The 22,255-nt window shown below is 64.8% G+C and carries 17 protein-coding genes; 7 read left to right on the top strand and 10 right to left on the bottom strand.

The genetic code is table 11. The annotated features are described in order from the left end of the window. Positions 1 to 11: 11 nt before the first annotated feature. On the bottom strand, positions 12 to 956 hold the full coding sequence (locus tag OUZ45_RS20135) for a DegV family protein (RefSeq protein WP_266172127.1): 945 nt from the start codon (positions 954 to 956) through the stop codon (positions 12 to 14). Positions 957 to 1,188: 232 nt separating this feature from the next. Between OUZ45_RS20135 and OUZ45_RS20130 the strand changes: the two genes are divergently transcribed. Beyond that, positions 1,189 to 1,974: an AMP nucleosidase gene (locus tag OUZ45_RS20130; protein WP_266172118.1), complete on the top strand. Its 786-nt coding sequence runs from the start codon at positions 1,189 to 1,191 to the stop codon at positions 1,972 to 1,974. A 97-nt stretch (positions 1,975 to 2,071) separates the two neighbouring features. On the opposite strand, the gene grxD is transcribed toward OUZ45_RS20130, so the two are convergent. The 4 genes from grxD to OUZ45_RS20110 all read right to left on the bottom strand — a co-directional run bounded on the left by grxD (position 2,072) and on the right by OUZ45_RS20110 (position 5,907). Then, entirely contained in the window at positions 2,072 to 2,995 is a 924-nt protein-coding gene (grxD, locus tag OUZ45_RS20125) for a Grx4 family monothiol glutaredoxin (protein ID WP_266172117.1), read from the bottom strand. Between the two features lie 92 nt (positions 2,996 to 3,087). Then, the gene (locus tag OUZ45_RS20120) at positions 3,088 to 3,945 is read right to left on the bottom strand and encodes a UDP-2,3-diacylglucosamine diphosphatase (RefSeq protein ID WP_266172116.1); all 858 of its coding nucleotides are present in this window, start codon (positions 3,943 to 3,945) and stop codon (positions 3,088 to 3,090) included. Positions 3,946 to 4,063: 118 nt separating this feature from the next. Continuing rightward, complete coding sequence (locus tag OUZ45_RS20115; RefSeq protein WP_266172126.1) at positions 4,064 to 4,660, bottom strand: SGNH/GDSL hydrolase family protein; 597 nt, start codon at positions 4,658 to 4,660, stop codon at positions 4,064 to 4,066. Between the two features lie 8 nt (positions 4,661 to 4,668). Beyond that, positions 4,669 to 5,907, bottom strand: coding sequence for an aminotransferase class I/II-fold pyridoxal phosphate-dependent enzyme (locus tag OUZ45_RS20110; protein ID WP_266172115.1), 1,239 nt, complete (start codon positions 5,905 to 5,907; stop codon positions 4,669 to 4,671). 138 nt (positions 5,908 to 6,045) lie between these two features. Here OUZ45_RS20110 and rsgA point away from each other — a divergent pair, with 138 nt between their 5' ends. The 5 genes from rsgA to aceE all read left to right on the top strand — a co-directional run bounded on the left by rsgA (position 6,046) and on the right by aceE (position 14,790). Beyond that, complete coding sequence (gene rsgA / locus OUZ45_RS20105; protein WP_266172114.1) at positions 6,046 to 7,101, top strand: ribosome small subunit-dependent GTPase A; 1,056 nt, start codon at positions 6,046 to 6,048, stop codon at positions 7,099 to 7,101. Positions 7,102 to 7,257: 156 nt separating this feature from the next. Beyond that, positions 7,258 to 7,731: a hypothetical protein gene (locus OUZ45_RS20100; protein WP_266172113.1), complete on the top strand. Its 474-nt coding sequence runs from the start codon at positions 7,258 to 7,260 to the stop codon at positions 7,729 to 7,731. Further along, positions 7,728 to 8,999 (top strand): peptidase MATCAP family protein, encoded by a 1,272-nt coding sequence (locus OUZ45_RS20095; RefSeq protein WP_266172112.1) that lies wholly within the window; start codon positions 7,728 to 7,730, stop codon positions 8,997 to 8,999. The genes OUZ45_RS20100 and OUZ45_RS20095 overlap by 4 nt, the downstream gene beginning before the upstream one ends. A gap of 565 nt (positions 9,000 to 9,564) precedes the next feature. Continuing rightward, a complete protein-coding gene (locus tag OUZ45_RS20090) occupies positions 9,565 to 11,856 on the top strand; it encodes an NADP-dependent malic enzyme (RefSeq protein WP_266172111.1) in 2,292 nt (763 codons plus the stop codon). A gap of 240 nt (positions 11,857 to 12,096) precedes the next feature. After that, entirely contained in the window at positions 12,097 to 14,790 is a 2,694-nt protein-coding gene (gene aceE, locus OUZ45_RS20085) for a pyruvate dehydrogenase (acetyl-transferring), homodimeric type (protein ID WP_266172110.1), read from the top strand. A gap of 87 nt (positions 14,791 to 14,877) precedes the next feature. Here aceE and OUZ45_RS20080 read toward each other — a convergent pair whose 3' ends face one another. After that, positions 14,878 to 15,213 carry a hypothetical protein gene (locus tag OUZ45_RS20080; RefSeq protein WP_266172109.1) on the bottom strand — a complete coding sequence of 112 codons (336 nt, stop codon included), beginning with the start codon at positions 15,211 to 15,213 and terminating at the stop codon, positions 14,878 to 14,880. Positions 15,214 to 15,304: 91 nt separating this feature from the next. Next, entirely contained in the window at positions 15,305 to 15,979 is a 675-nt protein-coding gene (locus OUZ45_RS20075) for a glutathione S-transferase family protein (protein WP_266172108.1), read from the bottom strand. A 186-nt stretch (positions 15,980 to 16,165) separates the two neighbouring features. Between OUZ45_RS20075 and OUZ45_RS20070 the strand changes: the two genes are divergently transcribed. Next, on the top strand, positions 16,166 to 17,479 hold the full coding sequence (locus OUZ45_RS20070; RefSeq protein WP_266172107.1) for an SGNH/GDSL hydrolase family protein: 1,314 nt from the start codon (positions 16,166 to 16,168) through the stop codon (positions 17,477 to 17,479). Between the two features lie 37 nt (positions 17,480 to 17,516). Here the strand turns inward: OUZ45_RS20070 and OUZ45_RS20065 are convergent, their stop codons facing one another. The 3 genes from OUZ45_RS20065 to OUZ45_RS20055 all read right to left on the bottom strand — a co-directional run bounded on the left by OUZ45_RS20065 (position 17,517) and on the right by OUZ45_RS20055 (position 21,996). Further along, on the bottom strand, positions 17,517 to 18,785 hold the full coding sequence (locus OUZ45_RS20065; RefSeq protein ID WP_266172106.1) for an MFS transporter: 1,269 nt from the start codon (positions 18,783 to 18,785) through the stop codon (positions 17,517 to 17,519). A gap of 75 nt (positions 18,786 to 18,860) precedes the next feature. Further along, positions 18,861 to 20,708: an FAD-binding oxidoreductase gene (locus OUZ45_RS20060; protein WP_266172105.1), complete on the bottom strand. Its 1,848-nt coding sequence runs from the start codon at positions 20,706 to 20,708 to the stop codon at positions 18,861 to 18,863. A gap of 58 nt (positions 20,709 to 20,766) precedes the next feature. Continuing rightward, a complete protein-coding gene (locus OUZ45_RS20055; protein WP_266172104.1) occupies positions 20,767 to 21,996 on the bottom strand; it encodes an acyltransferase family protein in 1,230 nt (409 codons plus the stop codon). Positions 21,997 to 22,255 lie beyond the last annotated feature (259 nt).

Raw genomic sequence — 22,255 nt, 5'->3', positions numbered from 1 at the left:
CCGAGAGTGACTTAGAACTCGGCGACGTGCTCTTCGGCGGCAAAGCCCAGCGTGATGGCGCCTTCGCCCACATTGACCATGCCGGTGATGCTCATCGGGGCCTCCATCAGCTCCACGCCGCACTCCTCGCAGGCCGCGCGCAGACTGGCATAACCGGGGAGTTTGGCCAGTTCGGCCAAGTCGCCGCCGTAGCTCACGCAGACCACCGGCACCAGCAGGCCGGCATGCACGCGCTGGGCAACGTAGTTGAACAAGGTCTCGGCACCGTGCTCGAAGCCGCGCACCTTGCCGACCGGGCCGGTCTCGCCGCGATAGCCGCGCAACAGCGGCTTGATGTCCAGAGCCGAGCCGAGCACCGCGCTAAACAGCCCGACGCTGCGGTCGCCCTTTTTCTTGGCGCGTGCGCGCAGGTAGTACAGATCGCGCGGCAGCATGTAGCCGTAGGAATTGTTGGCGATGTGGGTGAGGCGCTCGCGGATCGCCGGGGCTGATTCACCGGCTTTGATCAGGCGAGTGGCCTCGACGATGGCTGGTGCCGCACCGGCAAAAAGATTGCGCGTGTCTATCACCCGCATCAGGAACGGCCCCGGGATGCCCGCCTTCTCGCGCACTTCGCGGTAGTGCTTGAGCACGGCGAAGCTGGCCTTGATCACGTGTTCGTTGATCGGACTGCGCGTGGCCGTGACGGTGAGGCAGAACACGCAGTCCTGCTCCAACACCAGCTTGTCAAGAAACAGCTGCTGCACCTCCTCGACGGAGCAAGGCTCGGTCTCGGCGGAGTGGCTGCGGTCGCCCAGTTTGCGGTCGAGGAAACGGTGAAGTTCCGCCTGGCTGCGATCGTCCAGGAAGACTTCGCCGTCAACGCGCACCGTAATCGGCATCACGGCGATGTTGTGCTCTTGCAAGAACGTCTGCGGAATATCGCAGGACGCGTCGATGGCTAGCCCCATGCGCATCATGTCATCCCCCTCGATCAATGACGCATGCAACATAACATGGGCTGGATGCGCTGCAGATAGGAAAACACCGCGTAATCGCGGCTTTGGTTCATCCTGTTTCGGAGAGCCGCTCGTACAGTGCCAAGCAAGGTGATACGGGTAAGATAGCCAGACTATTTGGCATATCGCCGGCGTGGCGTCGCCGGTAACGCGCAGCGGAAGGTTCCGCGCGCCGACCTCAAGGGGTCTCATGAAAGACAAACAGGAAATCGTCTCCAACTGGCTGCCGCGTTATACGGGCACACCGCTGGAGCAGTTCGGCGAGCACATCCTGCTCACCAATTTCGGCCACTACGTCGATCTGTTCGCGGAGTGGCATGGCGTAGAGGTGCAGGGGCGCGACAAGCCCATGCCCAACGCCACCGCCGACGGCATCACCCTGATCAACTTCGGCATGGGCAGTCCCAACGCGGCAACCGTGATGGACCTGCTCAGCGCGATCGCGCCGAAGGCCGCTTTGTTTCTCGGCAAATGCGGTGGCTTGAAGAAGAAGAACGCGATCGGCGATCTGGTGTTGCCGATCGCCGCCATTCGTGGTGAAGGCACATCCAACGACTACCTGCCGCCGGAGGTGCCGGCGCTGCCGGCGTTCCAACTTCAGCGCGGCGTGTCCACCATGATCCGCGACCTCGGCTACGACTACTGGACTGGCACGGTGTACACCACCAATCGCCGTGTCTGGGAGCACGACGAAGCCTTCAAGGACTACCTGCGTCGCACCCGCTGCATGGCGGTGGACATGGAAACCGCCACCATCTTCGCGGCCGGCTTCGCCAACAAGATTCCCTGCGGCGCGCTACTGCTGGTGTCTGATCAGCCGATGATCCCCGAAGGCGTGAAGACCGAGGCCAGCGATCGAAGCGTGACCGCGCAATACGTGGAGCGCCATATCCGCATCGGCATCGAGGCGTTGAAGCTGGTGCGCCGCAATGGTCGCAGCGTGAAGCATCTGCGCTTCGAAGAAGGCGTGGAGTGAATGAATGGCTGGTGCGGGTGGCCGCATCGGCCGTTCTTTGAGAAAAGACGGGGCTTGCGCCCCGTCCTTTCGATAACTTCGCTAAGGTGTGCTCGATTCAGTAGCGCGGCACGCTCGAATCGATCTCTGCCGCCCACACATCCATGCCGCCTTCCACGTTGTAGACGTTGCTGAAGCCGTGCGCCGCGAAGCGCTCGGCCACGCCGCGGCTGGACACGCCGTGGTGGCAGATGAAGGCGAGGGTGGTGTCCTTGGGCAGGGCAGCCAGGGTTTCGTAGCCTTCTTCGTCCAGCACGCGCGCCTGGGCCAGCGGGGCGGCCTGGGCGCGGCCGTGGGCCGGGCGTACGTCGATCAGGGTGACGTCGCCAGCGGCCAGGCGAGCCTTGAGCTCCTGCACGGTCAGCGACTTGATTTCTTGCGCGCCGGGGAACTTCAGGCTCAGGCCCTCGCCCTGCACGGTGGAGACCCAGTCGATCACGATGCCCTTGGCGCGCTGGGCGCTGCCTGGGTCGAAGTGCACGTCGATGCCATTGCTGCTGACCACGATGTCGTGGTCCCCGGGCGGCGCCAGCTGGAAGCCAGCGCCGTGGTCGGGGCCGATCTCCAGGTGCAGGGCCAGGCCCTGGGCATTGGCCGTGCCCTGGCGGATCGCCTCGGCGGCCTTGTCGGTGATGGTGATTTCCGGCGGGGTGCGGTCCGGCGCGGCGGCGCCGAACAACTGATGCAGTTCGCCGCTGCCGTACATCTGGCGAATGATGTCGGCGCCGCCGACCAGCTCGCCTTCCACATACAGCTGCGGGATCGTCGGCCAGTCGCCGTAGGCCTTGATGCCTTCGCGGATTTCCGGGTCTTCCAGCACGTTGACCGTGTGGTATTCGGGCAGCAGCTCGTTAAGCGTGTTGGTGGCCGCGGCGGAGAAACCGCACATCGGCTGCTGGCGGGTGCCCTTCATGAACAACACCACGCGGTGGCTCTTGAGCAAGGATTCGATACGTTCGCGGGTGGCGCTGTCGAGGGACATGGAAGACTCCGGCAAAGAAGGCTAATGATACGCCCCCTCATATGCCGGCGCCCCGGCGACGCTTCAAGCGTGCCCGGGCACCTGGTGGTGGTTCAGGCCGCCGGCCGCAACTCCGCCAGATCACGCCGATACCGGGCCAGCGGTGCCAGCGCCAGCGCGGCGGCGGGCGAGGGCAGTACCAGTTCACGGCTGGCGCGGCCCAGGGCGGCGGGTTGCTCGCTCCAGTGGATCAGCTCCATGGCGCCGGTGTGGTCTTCGACCAGGGCTGTGCAGTGTTCCACCCAGTCGCCGTCGTTGAGGTAGAGCACGCCGTCCATCTCGCGCACGTGGCCGAAATGGATGTGACCGCAGATGTGCCCGTCGAAGCCGCGCTCGCGCGCATCGTCGGCGACACGATTCTCATAGGCGCGGATGTAGGCCAGCGCCTTGCCGATATGCGATTTCACGATGATCGACAGCGGCAGGTAGGGCAGCTCCAGCCGGCGCCGCATCGCGTGCACGCGGCGGTTGGTCCAGCAGATGAAACGGTGCATCACCTCACCCAGATGCAGCATCCAGGTGCGACCCACCTGCTCGGGATCGAATTCGTCGCCGTGGCTGACGTGGTAGCGCCTTCCGTCGGCGCCCTCATGGATCGCGTCCAGGGCGATGCGCACGCCGCCGAAACTTTGGCCGGCGAGCCCTCGCATGGGGGCATCGTGATTGCCGGGGATATAGGTCACCTCCACCCCGCGCCGTGCCATGTCCAGCACCTCGGCCAGCACAGCGCCGTGGTCGGCGTGCCACCAGGTGCGGCGCGCCAGCGACTCCATGTCGATGATGTCGCCGACCAGATAGAGCTTTTCGCAACGCAGTTTGCGCAGGAAGTCGAGCAGGTAGCCGGCCTTGCAGTCGGGCGTGCCCAAGTGCACGTCGGAGATGAAGGCGCTGCGGCAGTGAAAGGTCGCCATGCGGTCTCTCCCGGTGTCTGTCCGGGATGCCAGTGTGGTGAGCGCAGGTCACCGCCTCATGGCGGAATGGTTGCAGGCTTGTTGCGGCGCGACAGGGGTGAAGCGCGATGGCTCGTTGCTATTTCAATAGCTGCCGGACGACCGGGAAGGCTTCATTCGCCCACAGCGTGTACTGCTCGGCCGATGGGTGCAGTCCGTCGTCGGCGAGCAGACCCGGATGCGAGCGCGAGACTGGCGTGATGTCCACCCAATATGAGCCTGCGCGCTGCGTCTCGTCGTGGGCCAGTGCGTTATAGACGTCCAGTTCGTTGGCAATGCGCGCCAGGTCGCGGCCGCTCCCGTGGGCGAACGGGGTGACGCCCCAATCGGGAATGGAAAGCACCACCGCCCGCGACGGCCGCCCGTCCGCCAGTTCAATGGCCCGTTCCAGCAACCGCCGGAACTCATCGCGGTACTCATCGGCGCTGCGGCCGCGATACTGGTTGTTCACGCCGATCAGCAGGCTGACCAGATCGTAGGGCGGCGAGAAGCTGGCCCCGTCCATGGCGGTCCACAACTCGTCGGTGGTCCAGCCGGTCGTGGCGATGATCTCTGGGTCGCCCAGAGGCGCGCCTTCGTGGCGAAGGCGTGCGGCCAGCTGCATCGGCCAACGGCCGGCGGCCGGCACGCCCTCGCCGATGGTGTAGGAGTCGCCAAGGGCGAGGTAGCGAAGCATCGTCTTGCTCAAGCGACTGCGCGCGTTTTCTGCTCGCCCGCCATGCGGGTCAGCACGCGTTCGATACGCAGGAACACCTCGCGCAGCTGCTCCGGCGGCGGCAGCAAGGTCAGGCGCAGGTGACGGCTATGCGGCACGTTGAAGCTACTGCCAGGCACCACCAGTACGGACTCCTCTTCCAGCAGGCGCAGGGCAAAAGCGTTGTCGTCGAACTCGGCGAGGCGGTCGGCACGTACGCGCGGGAAGGCGTACAGCGCGCCCGCCGGGGCCACCAGGTCGAGGTAGTCGCTGGCGGCGACCCCTTCGACGACCATCCGGCGCGCCTCGTGCAAACGACCGCCGGGGTTGGTCAGCAACGGAATCGTCGGCGCGTTCTCCAGCGCGGGAAGCACCGCCCATTGCGCGGTGACATTGGCGCACAGGCGCAGCGCGGCCAGCAGCTGCAAAGCGTCGCGGTAGTCGGTGGTGCGCACCGGATCGCCCGAAAGGCTCATCCAGCCCACGCGGTAGCCACAGGCGCGGTGTACCTTGCTGAGGCCACCGAAGCTGAGGCAAGGCAGGTCGCCGGCGACTTCGGCCAGCGGCTGGAACGGTGTGCCGTCGTAGAGAATCTCGTCGTAGATCTCGTCGCTGAGCAGCAGCAGGCGGTGGCGTGCGGCCACCGCAACGATGCGTTCGAGCAGTTCGCGCGGGTAGACCGCGCCGGTCGGGTTGTTCGGGTTGATCAGCACCAGTGCGCGAGTGCGTGGGGTGATCAGCGCCTCGATCTCGTCCGGATCGGGCTGGTGGCCGTTTTCGGCCAGGCAGCGGTAGTAGCGCGGCTTGCCGCCGTTGAGGATGGTGGCGGCGCTCCACAGCGGGTAGTCCGGGCTGGGCAGAAGCACTTCGTCACCCGGTTGCAGCAGGGCGCGCAGGCTCAGGTCGATCAGCTCGCTGACACCGTTGCCGACAAAGATGCGTTCAACTTCCACGCCGCGCGCGCCACGAAAGCGCTGCTGGTCGGCGATGGCCTCGCGCGCTTCTTCCAGGCCTTGTTCGTGGCCGTAAGCCTCGCTGTCCCGCAGGCGGTGGGCGATGGCCTCGCGCAGATGGGCTGGCGTATCGAAGCCGTAGCGGCCCGGGTTGCCGATGTTCAGCTTGATGATGGGGAGGCCAGCGGCCTCCAACTCGCGCGAACGCCGGGTGAGTGCGCCACGGATTTCATAGCGCACGTCCGCCAGGTGCGCACTGGGTTTGATCGAGACCAACGTTCGCGTCCTATGTGTTCTGGCGGCTTGTGCTGCCGCTTGGGGGCTTGTTCCGCATGCTAGCAGCGGCTGCCAGCCCATGCGAGGCGCGCGCGTGAGTGATTCCTGGCACGCCGCAGGCAGGGCATAATCCGGCTCATGAATGAGGCCGAGATCATCGAACGGCTGCGCCGCGTCGGCTGGCGTGGTGACGCCCTCCCGGGAGGCGGCCTGCGGTTGGCCCGCGTGGTGGCGCAACATCGCGCCGGCTACGAATTGCACGACGGCGAATCGCTGTTCGGCGCACAGCCCGCCGGCCATTTTCTCAAGCGCAGCCTGGACCCCTCCGAGCGGCCTGCCGTAGGCGATTTCGTGGAGTTGGAGCCGGGTAGCCCGCCGCATATCGTCAAAGTGCTGCCGCGTCGCACAGTGCTGTCGCGCGCCGCGGCAGGAGAGCGCTATGAGCGCCAGGTCATCGCCACCAACATCGACTATGTGTTGGTGTTGACCGGCCTGGACGGCGATTTCAATCCGGCCCGCATTGAGCGCTATCTCTCCCTCACCGAGGATTCCGGTGCGCAGCCGGTGGTACTGCTCAGCAAGCTGGACACGCGGGACGATGCCGACGAGCTGCTGGATGCCCTGCGTTCCCGCCTGCCCGACGGCACGCCCATCCATGCCATCAATGGCAAGGATTCGGCCAGCGCAGCCTTGCTGGCGCCCTACCTGCAGCCGGGCGACAGCGCGGTGCTGGTCGGCTCTTCCGGAGCCGGCAAGTCCACGCTCACCAATACCTTGCTGGGTACGGCCCGCATGGCCACCAACGAGGTACGCGTTCACGACAGTCGTGGACGCCACACCACCACCTATCGCGCGCTCCTGCAGCTGCCTAGCGGCGGCTGCCTGATCGACACGCCCGGCATGCGCGAACTCAAGCTCACCGGCGAGGAAAATCTCGATCTGTTCGCCGACATCGAGGAACTGGCGGAGACCTGCCGTTTTGCCGACTGCGGCCATGGCAGCGAGCCTGGCTGTGCAGTGCAAATGGCGCTGGACAGTGGCGAGCTGTCGGCCGAGCGCTGGCGCAACTACCTAAAGCTGCGCGACGAGCGCGAGGAGCAGGCCGCCACGCTGGAGGCCCGCCTGCGTCGTCAGCGCGGCGGGAGGCCGCCTACCCGGCCGCACGGCCAGCGCGGAACACGCGACAGAGAGTGAAGTGAACGTGGCCGGGTGATGGTCACGACAGCGGCCGCCGGCACGACGGCAAGCGAGCGGGGGTGCGACTGCGCACGCGCGTCTTTGTGACTCATCGCCTGCCACCGCAACGGCGGTAAGCACTACTATCGTTCCATTCTTTCCAAGGGCGCGGGCATGCGTCGGCTCTCATCGCCGTCCACCTTCTTCTATAAACGGGTGTTTCCCGTCCTATGGCTGGCTTTCGTTGCCGTCTTCATGGCCATCATGTTGTTCGGCGCCGACCTGCGCAGGCAGGACATCTGGCCCTTCCTATGCCTGCCACTACTGATGTCGGGTACGTTCGGTTTTCTGTTCTGGAAGCTGATATCGGACCTGGTCGACGAGGTCTGGCTCGACGGCGCCAGTTTGCTGGTGAAGAACCGCGACGAGCAGGCCCGCATCGATTTGAGCCAGGTGATGAACGTCAACGCCACGGAGATGGTGAACCCGCGTCGCGTCACCGTGATGCTGCGCGGCGACTCCCGGTTCGGTCGCAACATCACCTTCATTCCCGCCAGTCCGCGCGGATTCTTTACCGCATTCAAGATGGACCCCATTGCCGCCGACCTTATCGAGAAGGTGGATGCCGCACGCCGGAGACAGCCATGAATGCCACCACGCCGCTTGCTTCGGGATTGCAGCGCTATGCCGACCTCGACCAGCGTTTGCTGGCTGCGGTGAGGGGTATCCGCATCCTGCCCACGATAGGTTGGCCGGCTTCGCTGGAAAATCGCATGATCGAGGCCTTCGGCAAGGGGCGATACTCCCTGCCAGAGGTGGTGTATCAGCGTCCGGACCTTTCCGAGGCGCGCGCCGAGCTGGCGGTGATCGAGCGTGAAGCTGGGCACGACGACCCCATGGGCGAGTACCTCTGCCGCACCGCCGAATCCTGGCGTATCGCTGCGGAGATGCTGGAGGCCGTGGGTAGTGCGGACGTCACCGCACCGTCCATCGTGCTGTATGGCCGTCCGGGCGATCCGATCCCGGGCAGTGATCGCAGCAACCTGGACGCGGCGCGTTACTTCGTGGAGCTGTCCGACGAACTGGGCGCCGACCTGCTCGCCGACGACGTCACCACGGACATGCCTGCGGATGTCCTGCGCGCGGATCTGAGCAAGACGCTGGACGACTTCTTCGGCACCGGCACCATCAGCGTTGAAGTGGACGACGAGCTCACTGCCAAAGCGGCGGCCGGCGCGACCCGCATCCGTCTCCGTGGCGGCACCAATTTCAGCGAGTACGACCGGCATCAATTGCTGGCGCATGAGGCCTTCGTGCATTCGCTGACCGCTTTGAACGGCCGCGCCCAGCCGGTGCTCGCCTCGCTCGCGCGCACGTCGCCGCGGGTCACGGCCACGCAAGAGGGCCTGGCCGTGTTTGCCGAGCTGATGTCCGGCGCCATTGACATCGCACGGCTCAAGCGCATCAGCCTGCGCATCCTGGCCATCGACATGGCGCTCAACGGGGCCGATTTTGTCGAGGTCTACAAATACTTCAGCAGCTGTGGACAGACCCCGGGCGACAGTTTCCACTCGGCGCAGCGCGTGTTTCGCGGGGTACCGCTGGGCGGGGGCGCGGCGTTCGCCAAGGACAACGTGTACCTGAGTGGCCTGCTCACGGTGCATACCTTCTTTCGCTGGGCGCTCAAGCAGCGACGGATGGATATGTTGCGTCATCTGTTTGCCGGCAAGCTGTCGCTGCATGATGTGATCAGCCTGGAGCCGCATTTCGCATCTGGTGCCATTGCGCCGCCACGCTGGCTGCCGCCGTGGATGCAGCACGTGCACGGGTTGGCGGGGAAGCTGGCGTTTTCGTTGTTCGTCAATCGCATTCATATGGGGCGGGTGCAGGCGGATGCGTTGTCGCTGAGCCTTTGACTCGCGTTTGCTTCCTCTCCCCTTTGGGCAGAGGATTGGGTGCTCGCGATAACCTCTCATTATCGTCACCCCGGCGTAGGCCGGGGTCCAGTGGCGTTGCCGTTCGATGTTCGCGTTATCGCGACCTGGTTCGCCTGCGGCGGGCTTTCGAACCGCTGCCGCGGTCCGAGTCACTTTTCTCTGTTTGGCCAGAGAAAAGTAACCAAAAGAGGGGCCACCCCGGTTACGCGCCCTCCGGCTTCGCCTGCGGGTACGTGAGGTCTGGCCGGGCTTTTCGACACGACGTTTGGTGTCCTGTCGGGAGGCATGGGCATCCTTGCCCATGCCCCTGCGGGCCTGATCGTCCAGCCCTCACCGCTGCACAGGGGGCCCCGGAAGCTCAAGAGCAACATCAACATCAAGAGCGGCGAGCGCTGCGCATGATGCATGTCTGATGGCTATCCACTCCTGCCATACATACGCGTGCGTTCTTGCGATTTGGCGTTCGGGGGAGTTCCAACACGGTGCTAACATGCGGGGATGTCGCGCACAGCGGCACCTTATCCCCTCACCGATAGCGCATCCCATGGCACTCCCCGAAGAACTTCGACTCGCCGCTCTCGAATATCACCGCCTGCCGCATCCCGGCAAAATCAAGGTTACGGCCACCAAGGCCATGATCACGCAGCGCGATCTCGCGCTGGCGTATTCGCCGGGTGTGGCATACGCCTGCGAGGCGATCGTGGAAGATCCCAACGCCGCCAGCGAGATGACGGCGCGCGGCAATCTGGTGGCGGTGATCACCAACGGCACGGCGGTGTTGGGTCTGGGCGACATCGGCCCGCTGGCGGGCAAGCCGGTGATGGAAGGCAAGGGTGTGTTGTTTCAGAAGTTCGCCGGCATCGATGTGTTCGACATCGAGTTGAATGAGCGCGACCCGGACAAGCTGGTCGACATCATCGCTTCGATGGAGCCGACCTTCGGCGGCATCAATCTTGAGGACATCAAGGCGCCGGAGTGTTTCGTGGTCGAGCGCAAGCTGCGCGAGCGCATGAAGATTCCGGTATTCCACGACGACCAGCATGGCACTGCGATCATCGTGGGCGCCGCAGTGCTCAATGCACTGGAAGTGGTCGGCAAGAAGATCGAGGACGTCAAGCTCGCCACGGCGGGCGCTGGCGCGGCGGGCATTGCCTGCCTGGACATGCTGGTGGCGCTGGGCCTGAAGCCCGAGCATATTCTCGCTTTCGATCGCGAGGGCGTGCTGTACACCGGCCGCGATCATATGGATCCGGACAAGCAGCGTTATGCGCGCGATACCGACAAGCGCACGCTGGCCGAGATCGTCGACGGTGCGGACATTTTCCTTGGCCTTTCCGCCGGTGGCGTGCTGAAGGCGGAGATGGTCGCCACCATGGCGAAGCAGCCGATCATTCTCGCGCTGGCCAATCCCAATCCGGAGATCTTGCCGGAAGACGCGAAGAAGGTTCGTCCGGATTGCATCATCGCCACCGGCCGTTCGGACTACCCGAACCAGGTCAACAACGCGCTGTGCTTCCCTTACATCTTCCGCGGCGCGCTGGATGTCGGTGCCACCGGCATCAACGAGGCCATGAAGCTCGCGTGCGTGCGCGCAATTGCTCAGCTGGCGCGCATGGAAGCGGGCGACCTGGCCAGCGCCTACGGCGGTGATGTGCCGACCTTTGGCGTCGATTACCTGATTCCGCGTCCGTTCGACCCGCGCCTGCTCGTGATGCTGGCGTCGGCGGTGGCGCAGGCGGCCATGGATTCCGGCGTGGCCACGCGTCCCATCACCGATATGGATGCGTACAAGGAAAAGCTCGGCCAGTTCATCTACCGCACCGGCCTGCTGATGAAGCCGGTGTACGAACGCGCCCGCGCCGATTGCAAGCGCGTGGTCTACGCGGAGGGCGAGGAAGAGACCGTATTGCGCGCAGTGCAGACGGTGATCGATGAGCGCATGGCGTTTCCGATCCTGATCGGCCGCCCGGACGTGATCGAGACGCGCATCCAGCGCCTCGGCCTGCGCATGCGCGTCGGCATCGATTTCGAGCTGACCAATATCAACGACGACCCGCGTTTCAATGATTACTGGCAGCATTACCACGCGCTGACTGAGCGCCGTGGCGTGTCGCCGGCCGCGGCGAAGAACCTGCTGCGCTCGCGCCCGACCCTGATCGCTTCGTTGATGGTCGAGCGCGGCGAAGCCGACGCGATGATCTGCGGCCTGGTCGGTCGCTTCCACAAGAAGCTCGGTTATTTGCGCAGCGTGTTCGGCCTCGACCCGGGCGTGCAGTGCACCTCGGCGATGACCGGTGTGATCAACGACCAGGGCGCGTGGTTCTTCCTCGACACCCATGTGCAGGTTGATCCCACCGCCGAGCAGATCGCCGAGGCCACGCTACAGGCCAGCTATCGCCTCAAACTGTTTGGCATCGAGCCGAAGGTGGCGCTGCTGTCGCATTCCAACTACGGCAGCCACGACAACCCCAGTGCACAGAAAATGCGCAAGGTGTACCAGCTGCTCAAGTCGCGCCTGCCAAAGCTGGAGATGGACGGCGAGATGCAGGCGGATACCGCGTGGGACGAAGGTCTGCGTACGCGCATCTTCCCCAATACCACGCTGACCGGCCGCGCCAACCTGTTCGTGATGCCGAACCTCGATGCAGCCAACATCACCTACAACATGGTGCGTGTGATGACCGACGGCGTGGCGATCGGCCCGATCCTGATGGGCGTGGACAAGCCGGCGCATATCCTCACCCCGGCCTCCACCCCGCGTCGCGTGGTCAACATGACGGCCATCGCCGCAGTGGATGCTCAGATCCGTGCCGCGCAGAGCGAGCGCCGCAGCTGAGCTAGCCTGAGGGACCCGGTCCCTCCATGACGTTCCAGGAAAGCCGCCACCCGACCCAAGTCGAGTGGCGGCTTTTTTGTATGCATGCCGCGACCGGAGTTCGCACCATGCGCTTGCGCACGGGGTCATTTGAATTGTCGGACAGCTGCGCTCAGGGCTAAACTCAGGCGTTACACCGTCGCATCCCCGGCGACCGGTATTCACCTCAAGCCTGCGCCGCACGGCGCCGCGGAGATTTTCATGGATCAGCTCGACGACATCCTCCATCAGGACCTCGACCCCACCGAAACCCAGGAATGGGTCGAATCGCTCAATGCGGTGATCAATCACGACGGCACCGAGCGCGCGCACTACCTGCTGGAGAAGATGGTCGACTCGACGCGGCGGGCCGGCGGCTATCTGCCGTTCAACCCGACCACCGAGTACGTCAACACCATTTCGCCCGCCAACGAGGCGAAGATGAGCGGCGACGCGGCGATGGAGTGGCGCATCCGCACCTTGGTCCGCTGGAACGCGATGGCGATGGTGGTGCGTGCCAACCGCAAGCCGGGCGAGCTGGGCGGCCATATCGCCAGCTTCGCTTCGTCGGCCACGCTGTACGACGTGGGCTTCAATCATTTTTGGCGCGCACCCAGCGCCGACCACCCGGGCGATCTGATTTTCCATCAGGGCCATTCCAGCCCGGGCATCTATGCGCGTTCCTTCCTCGAAGGCCGCATCGGCGAAGACCAGCTCGACCTGTTCCGTATGGAAGTCGCCGGCCACGGCCGCGGCCTGTCCTCGTATCCGCATCCCTGGCTGATGCCGGACTACTGGCAGGTGCCGACGGTGTCGATGGGTCTGGGCCCGATTCAGGCGATCTACCAGGCGCAGTTCTGGAAGTACCTTGAACACCGTGGTCTGATGCCCAAGACGGACCGCAAGATCTGGTGCTTCATGGGCGACGGCGAAACCGATGAGCCCGAATCGCTCGGCGCCATCTCGCTGGCCGGCCGCGAAGGCCTGGACAACCTGGTCTTTGTGATCAACTGCAACCTGCAGCGCCTGGATGGCCCGGTGCGCGGCAACGGCAAGATCATCCAGGAACTCGAAGGCGTGTTCCGCGGCGCCGGCTGGAACGCCATCAAGGTGATCTGGGGCAGCTATTGGGATCCGCTCCTCGCCCGCGACACCAAGGGCGTGCTGAGCAAGCTGATGATGGAAACCATCGACGGCGAGTACCAGGCCTGCAAGGCTTTCGGCGGCGCGTACACGCGTGAGCATTTCTTCGGCAAATATCCGGAGACGCGCGAGATGGTCGCCAACCTCAGCGACGACGACATTTGGCGCCTCAACCGTGGCGGCCACGATCCGCACAAGGTGTACGCGGCCTACCATCAGGCGGTGAACACCAAGGGCATGCCCACGGTGATCCTGGCCAAGACGGTGAAGGGCTATGGCATGGGCGCGGCCGGCGAGTCGCAGAACCCCACGCACCAGCAGAAAAAGCTGGACGACGAAGCCGTGCGCCACTTCCGCGATCGCTTCAACATTCCGGTGCCGGACGACAAACTGGCCGACGTGCCGTACTACCACCCGGGCAAGGATTCGCCGGAAGTGCAGTACATGCTCGAGCGCCGTCGCGCACTCGGCGGCGCGCTACCGCAGCGTCGCCGCAAGACCGACGTGAAGCTCAAGGCGCCGGAACTGTCCGCGTTCGAGCAGATCACCAAGGGCACCGGCGAGCGCGAAATCTCCACCACCATGGCGCTGGTGCGCGGCATGAACCTGCTGCTGCGCGACAAGCAGATCGGCGAGCGCGTCGTGCCCATCGTGGCCGACGAGGCGCGTACGTTCGGCATGGAGGGCATGTTCCGCCAGATCGGCATCTACGCGCCGTTCGGTCAGAAGTATCGCCCGCAGGACGCCGACCAGCTGCTGTATTACCGCGAAGACCAGAAGGGCCAGGTGCTGCAGGAAGGCATCTCCGAGGCTGGCGGCATGGCGGCCTGGATGGCGGCGGCCACCAGCTACAGCATCAGCAATCAGCCGATGCTGCCGTTCTTCATCTATTACTCGATGTTCGGCTTCCAGCGCATCGGCGACCTGGCCTGGGCGGCTGGCGACATGCGCGCGCGCGGCTTCCTGATCGGCGGCACCGCCGGCCGCACCACGCTTAACGGCGAAGGCCTGCAGCATGAGGATGGCCACTCGCACCTGCTGTCCGGCGCCATCCCGAACGTGAAGTCATACGACCCGACCTTCTCCTACGAGGTCGCGGTGATCCTGCAGGACGGCACGCGCCGCATGCTGCAGGAGCAGGAGGACGTGTACTACTACATCACCGTGATGAACGAGAACTACAGCCATCCCGACCTGCCGGCCGGCAGCGAGGAAGGCATCATCAAGGGCATGTATCTGTTCAAGGACGCCGGCAAGCCGAAGAAGGGCGAGCCGCGCGTGCAGCTGCTCGGCTCCGGCACCATCCTGCGTGAGGTGATCGCTGCAGCCGAACTGCTGGAGAAGGATTTCGGCGTCACCGCCGACATCTGGTCGGTGCCGAGCTTCAGCGAAGTTCGCCGCGACGGCTTCGACGCCGAGCGCTGGAACCGCCTGCATCCGGAAGGCGAGCAGCGCGTGCCGCACGTCACCGGCCTGCTGCAAGGTCGCCAGGGCCCGGCCATCGCCGCCACCGACTACGTGCGCGAGTTCGCCGACCAGATCCGCGCCTTCATGCCGGACGGTATGCGCTACACCGTGCTCGGCACCGATGGCTTCGGTCGTTCGGATTCGCGCGAGCACCTGCGCGGGTTCTTCGAAGTGGATCGCTACTGGATTGCGCACGCGGCGCTGGCTGCGCTGGCGAAGGACGGCAAGGTCAACGCCAAGGATGTCAGCCGCGCTATCAAGACTTACAAGCTGGACCCGGACAAGCCCAATCCGATGACGGTTTGAACCTCGTCAAAAAGAAACCCGCCGAAAGGCGGGTTTCTTTTTGGGTGGTTTGAAGCGAGCTTGCAAAGCCCGATCCGCGACGCCTCCTCAATCCTCGTCGCGGCTGCGAAACACGCGGCGCAAAAGAAGGAACGCACCCACCGTGCCCGCCACCACCGCGGCCGTCGCCACGGGATGGCGGCTGACGTGACGGCGCAGGCGCCGATATTGGTAGTTCGCCTCGTCGGTGAAATCCTCGGCGGCATGAGACAAGCGCTGAGCATAGTCGTAGCGCTGCCGGCCAAAGCGGCGGCGCACGTCGCGGCCACGTTCGAGCAAGCCGTCGGCGCGCTCACTGGCTTCGTCGGCGTAGTGGCGCACGCGCTCGCGCACCTGATCGCCGATGCCGTTGATACTGCTTTCGATGTCACGGTTCCTGGCCATAGTGGTCTCCTTCAGTGCAAGGCGATCCAACTTGCCAGCCTGCACGTGAGTAGTGTGTAAACAGTACGCGAAGCGGTTCAGCCACGGTGCGTTATCCCGCCATGGCGAATTCGCCGCCGCGTTCGATCGCGCGTTGATAGGCCGGACGTGCATGAATGCGCTGCAGAAAATTCCACAGCTGAGGACGACTCTTCGCATCCAGCCCTGCACGCGCCGCCGCCGCTTCCAGAGGAAAACTCATCTGGATATCCGCTGCGCTGAAGGTGTCGCCGCCAAACCACGGCGCCTTCGCCAGCTCGCCCTCCAGAAAATCGAGGTGCAGTTTCAATTGCGGATCAACGAAGGCGCGCTGCACCTTGTCGGCGATGCCGCGCAGCAGCGGTTTGACGAAGAACGGCGCAGGGTTCTTCGCGACGCGCTGGAAGACCAGTTTCAATAACAGCGGCGGCATCGCCGAGCCTTCTGCATAGTGCAACCAGTATGCGCAGCGCAGTCGCTCCGGCGTGCCTGGAGCGGGCAGTAGTGTGCCGCTGCCGTAGCGATCGGCCAGGTATTCGATGATGGCGCCCGATTCGGCCAGCGTCACATCGCCATCGGTGATCACCGGCGACTTGCCGAGCGGGTGTACTTGCCGCAGCTCCGGTGGTGCCAGCAGCGTACGTGGGTCACGTTGATAGCGCTTGATCTCGTAGGGCACACCGAGTTCTTCCAGCAGCCACAGAATGCGCTGCGAGCGCGAGTTGTTCAGATGGTGGACGACGATCACAGGGTGCTCCGGCCGGTGGTGGCTCTCGGGCGAGTGTAGGCCGCGGGTTGGGGCGGGCAGATGTCGTCGATGCGGCCCATCATCAACGAATGATTGAAGGTCCTTTTACTGTGCGGTCATTGTTGGAGCATATCGACCCGCCTAGGCTGCCGCATCTTTCCTGTGCGGCCACGCGCCGAGGTCACCATGCTCAGAAGTCATCCACTCTCGCGGTCGTGCCGTTCGATCCAGGCCATCCATCCAGGGCTGTCTGCGATGCTGTTCCTGGTGGCCATGCTGGCCATGCCGCTACATGCCGCCACATCTCGCGCGGTGCGCGAGCATGATGAGGCGCATTGGGTAGCCACCTGGATGGCGAGCCCGCAGCCACGCTGGGATGGCGACTTTGCGCTGCCGGTCAATCTGCCTTCCAGCCTGTGGAACCAGACCGTGCGCCAGTCTGCTCGCGTCAGCGTGGGTGGAGGTCGGGTGCGTGTGGTGTTGTCGAATGCGTACGGCACGCGCCCGCTGGTGATTGGGGCGGCGCACATCGCGTTGGCTGGCGCGAAGGCGGCGACTGTTGCCGGTTCCGATCGCGCGCTCACTTTCAACGGGCAGTCGGCGATAACGATTCCGCCCGGCGCGCCGATGATCAGCGACCCCGTCGATCTGAACGTCGCGGCACTCGGCAGCGTCACAGTCAGCCTGTTCCTGCCCGAACCCACGGCGCCAGCGACTTTTCACTGGGACGCCCGGCAGACGACTTATATAGCCGCTGGCAACCAGGTGGGCGCATCGACGCTCAACGTCGATTCGATGCTGACTTCGCGTGTATTCCTGAGTGCCATCCTGGTCGAAGACCCGGCGAAGGCGCGCACCGTGGTCGCCCTGGGCGATTCAATTACCGACGGCAACGGCGCGACGATGGATGCGAACACGCGCTGGCCGGATTTCCTCGCCCGGCGTCTCGCCGGGCAGCATGTTGCCGTACTCAACGCGGGGATTTCAGGCGCACGCGTGCTGAGCGACAAGATGGGCGTCAACGCGCTGGCGCGTTTCGAGCGTGATGTGCTCGACCAACCCGGCATCGCCAGCGTCGTCGTATTGATGGGCATCAACGACATCAGCTGGAACGGCACGCCGCTCGGGCCGCAGGATGAAGTGACGCCGGCGGAGGCGATGATCGCCGGTTACCGCCAGTTGATCGCCCGTGCCCATGTGCATGGCGTGCGCATCGTCGGCGCAACACTGACGCCGTTCGAAGGCGCGTTGCAGGACACGCCGATGAAGGGCTATTACCGCGCCGACAAGGAACGGGTACGACAAGCGGTCAATCGATGGATTCGCGAGAGTGGCGAGTTCGATGCCGTGGTGGATTTCGATGCCGTGCTGCGCGATCCGGCGCACCCGCAACGATTCCTGCCGGCCTACGATTCCGGCGACCATCTGCATCCTGGCGATTTGGGTAACCAGGCCATGGCCGAGGCGATCGACGCACAAGCGTTGCTTGGGAGCCACTGAGAACCCGAGAGCATCGGCCGGCACGCCGGTGCTCCCGCTACAGCGTGTCCGCCGCCGGCTCCGACAATTCGCTGGGTTCTGCATGCAGGCGCTGACGACGGCGCAGGGTGGGGAACATCCACATCCAAAGGCCGACCACCACCAGCGTGCCGAGGCCGCCCAGCAAGGTGGCATTGATGGCGCCGATCCATGCGGCGAGCAGGCCGGATTCGAATTCGCCCAGCTGGTTGGAGGTATTGATGAAGATCGCGTTCACCGCGCTCACGCGGCCGCGCATATCGTCGGGCGTATCCAGCTGCACCAGGGCGCCGCGGATCACCATGCTCACCATGTCGAACGCGCCCAGGGCAAACAAGGCGGCGAGTGAAAGCCAGAGCGTAGTGGACACCGCGAACACCAGCGTAGCCAGTCCGAAGCCAGCCACGGAGGCGAACATGATCGGGCCGACTCGTCGCTCCATGTTGTGCCGCGCCAGCCATACCGACATGAGCAGCGCGCCCACCGCCGGTGCCGCGCGCAGCAAGCCAAGACCCCACGGGCCGGTGTGCAGTATGTCTTTGGCGAAGATGGGCAGCAGTGCAGTGGCGCCGCCCAGCAACACGGCAAACAAATCCAGCGAGATCACCCCGAGTACGTCCGGGCGCTGACGGATGAAATGCACGCCCGCGAACACCGTTTTCAGCGTGGCTGGTTCGCGTCTGGGTGGCGCCTGTTCGTAGCGCAGGCGGCTCATCAGAATCACCGAGGCCAGATACAGAATGCCCGACACGGCGTAGACCGTGCCCGGTCCGGCGATGTAAAGCAGGCCGCCGAGCGCTGGCCCCATGATCATCGCCGCCTGGCCGGCCGCGCTGTTGATGGCCATCGCGCGAGGAAGGATCGCTGGCGGCACCAGCGCCGGCAGCATCGACTGCAGGGCAGGAAACTCAAACGCCTTCGCCACGCCGATGGCGAACACCAGCACGAGAATGCTGGCTTCGTGCGCGGCATGGCGCAGGCTCAGTGCGGCCAATGCCGCGATGGCGATCAGCTCCAATACCTGTCCCAACAACACGATGCGCCGCCGCTCGAACTGGTCGGCGACGTGGCCGGCTGGCAAGGCCAGCACGACGGAGGGGATGAACTGCACCAGGCCGATCAGGCCCAGGTCGAAAGCGCGGCCGGTGATCTCGTAGATCTGCCAGCCCACCGCGACGGAGAGCATCTGGAAACCGAAGCTTGAAGCAATGCGCGCAAACCAGAACTGGACGAAGGCGGGGTGCTGCCGCAGCAGCTGTGCCGCGGGAGGCGTAGTGGAGGTCGACATGGGGGTCCTTGCAGGTCCCGCGCATTATCGACCTGAGCCGAGGTTGTGTCGTCCGTGACTTTGGGGGGAGTCTCTCTAGCTATGCCGCTCGCCGTCATGCAGACGCGTGAACCCGTCCTCGCTCCAGCTCTCGCTGCCCACACCGTGATGCACGAAGAACAAGCCGTCCGGGTCGTACTTGCGCTTCACGTTCGCCAGCCGGGCGTAATTGGAGCCCCAGAATCCCTGTTGCCAGTCACGCAGGAAGTAGTCGCTTTCCGAGACATACGAGCCCGCACCCGGCGCCACGGCGCGCAGTGCATCCATGGCCTTGTCGACGCCGGCCGCATCACGTCGGGCCTTGGGCAGGTCGGGGCCAAGGCCCGGCATGCCGGGGAAGGCGGGGCCGCCGGCGCTGCCGCAGATAGCCAGCGCGAACGCCTCCAGCACCTGCGGATTCGTCGCCGTGTCGCGTGCCCGCGCAATGGCGTCCTGGGAGCCACCGGCCAGGCCCTTGTTGAAATGAAGTTCGAAATCGTAGTGCTGCGAAGCGGTGAAGAGTGCATCCGCCAGTCGCGATGGTTGTTCGGGGCGCAACAGGGCTGCCGGCAGCCATGCCGATTGATAGCTATGGATGAACCAGCCCACTTGGTCCTGATCGCCAGCCCAAAGCGTATGGTGACGCGGCGCGTTCGGCCGATCGTCCGACACGATGAACTTGGGAGCATGTTCGCGGAAGAACTCGGCATCCCAGAAATGCCTTGCCGGTAACGCCGTTACCTGCAAGGGCTTGGTGAACGTGTATTCCTCCCGGCCGCGTATCCAGTCCAAAAATGGCGCCCAGGTCTGTTCCGCCTGTTGCTGGGTCAATCCCTGAAACACCATCGATATGTTCAAGGTGTCGCCGTCTCGAAACGATATCTGCTCACCCCAGTGTGGGTTGAACAACGCGCTCTGGTAGAAATCCATCGCCTTGACGATCAAGGCACGAAAGGCTTCGCGAGACGACGCCTTGATCGTCCCAAACACCGCACCAAAGAACGGGGGCAGCTCGAACGTGCGCAGCGTGAGCCGCGTGACGACGCCCAGACTGCCGCCACCACCACCCTTGATGCCCCAGAACAGCTCGGGATTCGTGCAGGCATTGGCGATGCGCGCAACACCATCGGCGGTGACGATCTCCGCTTCCAGCAGATTGGCTGCCGCCGTGCCGAATTGCTTCGAGAAATTGCCAAAACCTCCGCTCTGCACGAGGCCAGCGACACCGACCGTCGTACAGCCGCCGCCCTGCACATAGCGGCCGCCCTGCGTAGTGACCGCGTGATAGGCGTCGATCCACATGGCGCCGGCCTGCACCGTTACCGCTGGTTGCGGTTCGACACGGCCGGCGCAACCTTGCGCGACGAAGTGGTCATGGAGCGTCACCTTGTTCATGCGTCGCGTCCACACCAGCAGCGAATCCGGTGCATCCGACGTGCCCTGGTAGCTATGGCCGCCGCCCTTCACGACCAACCGCAGGTGATGCTTGCGTGCAAAGTTGACCGCCGCGACCACGTCTGCCGTGGTTTCCGCCGCTACCGCATAGACACTGGGCTGTGATGTCCAGGCATCGGCCCAGCCGCTGGTCTGCGTCAAGGCCGGCTGATCGCCGAGCGCGAAGGGGTTGTCCAGGTGCTTCAGGGCATCCGCGCAAACGGCGTCGGAAGTCGTTCCCTGGCAGTGAGCAAACGGCGATTCCAGTTTCAGCAGCCGGCCGCCGACGTTCCGTTTCAGGCCATCCCATGCCGTCGCCGATGGCCAGCCCGGATCGCTCGGCCGTACGCGCGAGCGAAATGCGCTTGCCACGGCACTGGCGATCCGGGGCGTTGTGGCGAAGCCAGTGCGCATAACGAAGGGCAGCAGCGGTACCGTCAGCGCCGCTTTCAACAGGTCGCGTCTTTTCATCGCATAGTTCTCCGGATCGGTAAGTGATGGATCGCGCCGTAGGGGGTAAGGGGCGGGGTCATGCTTGCTGAGGCCGGCCGGAAAATGCGAGAGCCGGCTCGGTGCGGTGCTGGCGTGACGCTATGTCGAGTCCGAACAACGGACGCAGCCAGCGCGAGCGGCGTATCACGAACTCGTGCAACAGCGCGCAGCCGCCCACGGTGCCCGCCAACACCAGTGCCGGTTCCAACACCGGGCCAAGACCACGGGGGAGCAGCCAGTAGGCTACGGCCAGCATCACGCTCTGATGCAGCACGTACCACGGGAACACGGCTTCGCGTGCGTATGGCAGCCAGCGGAACGGGCGGTTGAGGTACTGATGCCCCCAGCCCAGCACGGCGGCGATAGCGCTCCAGCTGTAGAAGAAACGCAGGGCTCGCACCAGCAGCCTGCCGTTGGCGATGGTCGATGGCGACCATGTGCTGATATCGATCAGAGTGTCCAGACGGTCCAGGCATACGAAAGCGGCAAAGCACAGCACCGCCATGCCGAGCGAGCGGCGGCGCAAGCGGGCCAGCTCGGTCCACAGCCCGCGGTCGATGCCGAGCACGTAGCCATAAAGGAAGACGGTGGCGTAGCTGGCATGGGCGTACCAGTCGCCGATGAGCGCATGGTTCTGGGGGAAGCGCGCCGCCAGCAGCAGGTTGTAGGCAAGCAGCGGCAGAGCGGGGAGTACCAGCAGCGCCGTGCCGCGCAGGCGGCGGAGGCCGCCGATCAGGCGCTGTCCCCATGGCGACTCCAGGACCGGCAATAGCGCCAGCAACAGCATGGTGTAGAGCCACACGTAGGGCAGGTACCACAGATGGTTCCAGGTGACACCGTACTGCCAGCCGTCGAAGGCGCCGGCCGGCCACGGGCCACCGGTCCAATAGCGCAGCAGGAAATGCCCGAAGCCGGGGGCGACCCGTCCGTTCGCCACGCTCTGCACATACGGCTGGATAGGGATCACCACGGCCATGCCGAACAGCAGAGGTACCAACAGGCGCACGCTGCGTTTCCAAGCCAGCGCAGGCAGGCTCGAGCGCCCGCGCAGAAAGTGCACGGCCAGCCCGGAGATCAGGAACAAGAGGTCCATGCGCCAGAAGCTGGAGGCCAGCATCGGATACGTGAGCCAGTTGGCGAGGTGGCTGCTCTTGAGGTGGAACTGCCAGTCTTCGGCCGGGCCCACATAGAGCATGCCCACATGGAAGAGGATCAGCAGGCCGAAGGCCAGTACGCGTAGCGCGTCGATGTCGTGGCGGCGGTTCATGGCGGCGGTTTATCTCGGATGTTCCGGTGGTGTGATGCGCCGCATGCTCCGCCGAACCCGGCTGCCGGTCCCTCGCTAAGTGATTGATGGAGTGGAAGTAGGGACGAATGGATGGCTGGGTGGGACGAAGTGGGCGCGCCGTGCCCCTAGGGGTGCTCTGATCTATTCAACGTAGGCGTCACCGCGGTGTCAGCTCGCCTGCGGCCCGGGCGTCGGCGAAGGCAGACTGGCTGTCTGTCGAGGCGGCGCCCGGGCCGCA

The sequence above is a fragment of the Dyella subtropica genome (assembly GCF_026283965.1).
Classification (GTDB): Bacteria; Pseudomonadota; Gammaproteobacteria; order Xanthomonadales; family Rhodanobacteraceae; genus Dyella_D; species Dyella_D subtropica.
This window is presented reverse-complemented; position numbering and strand designations above follow the sequence as displayed.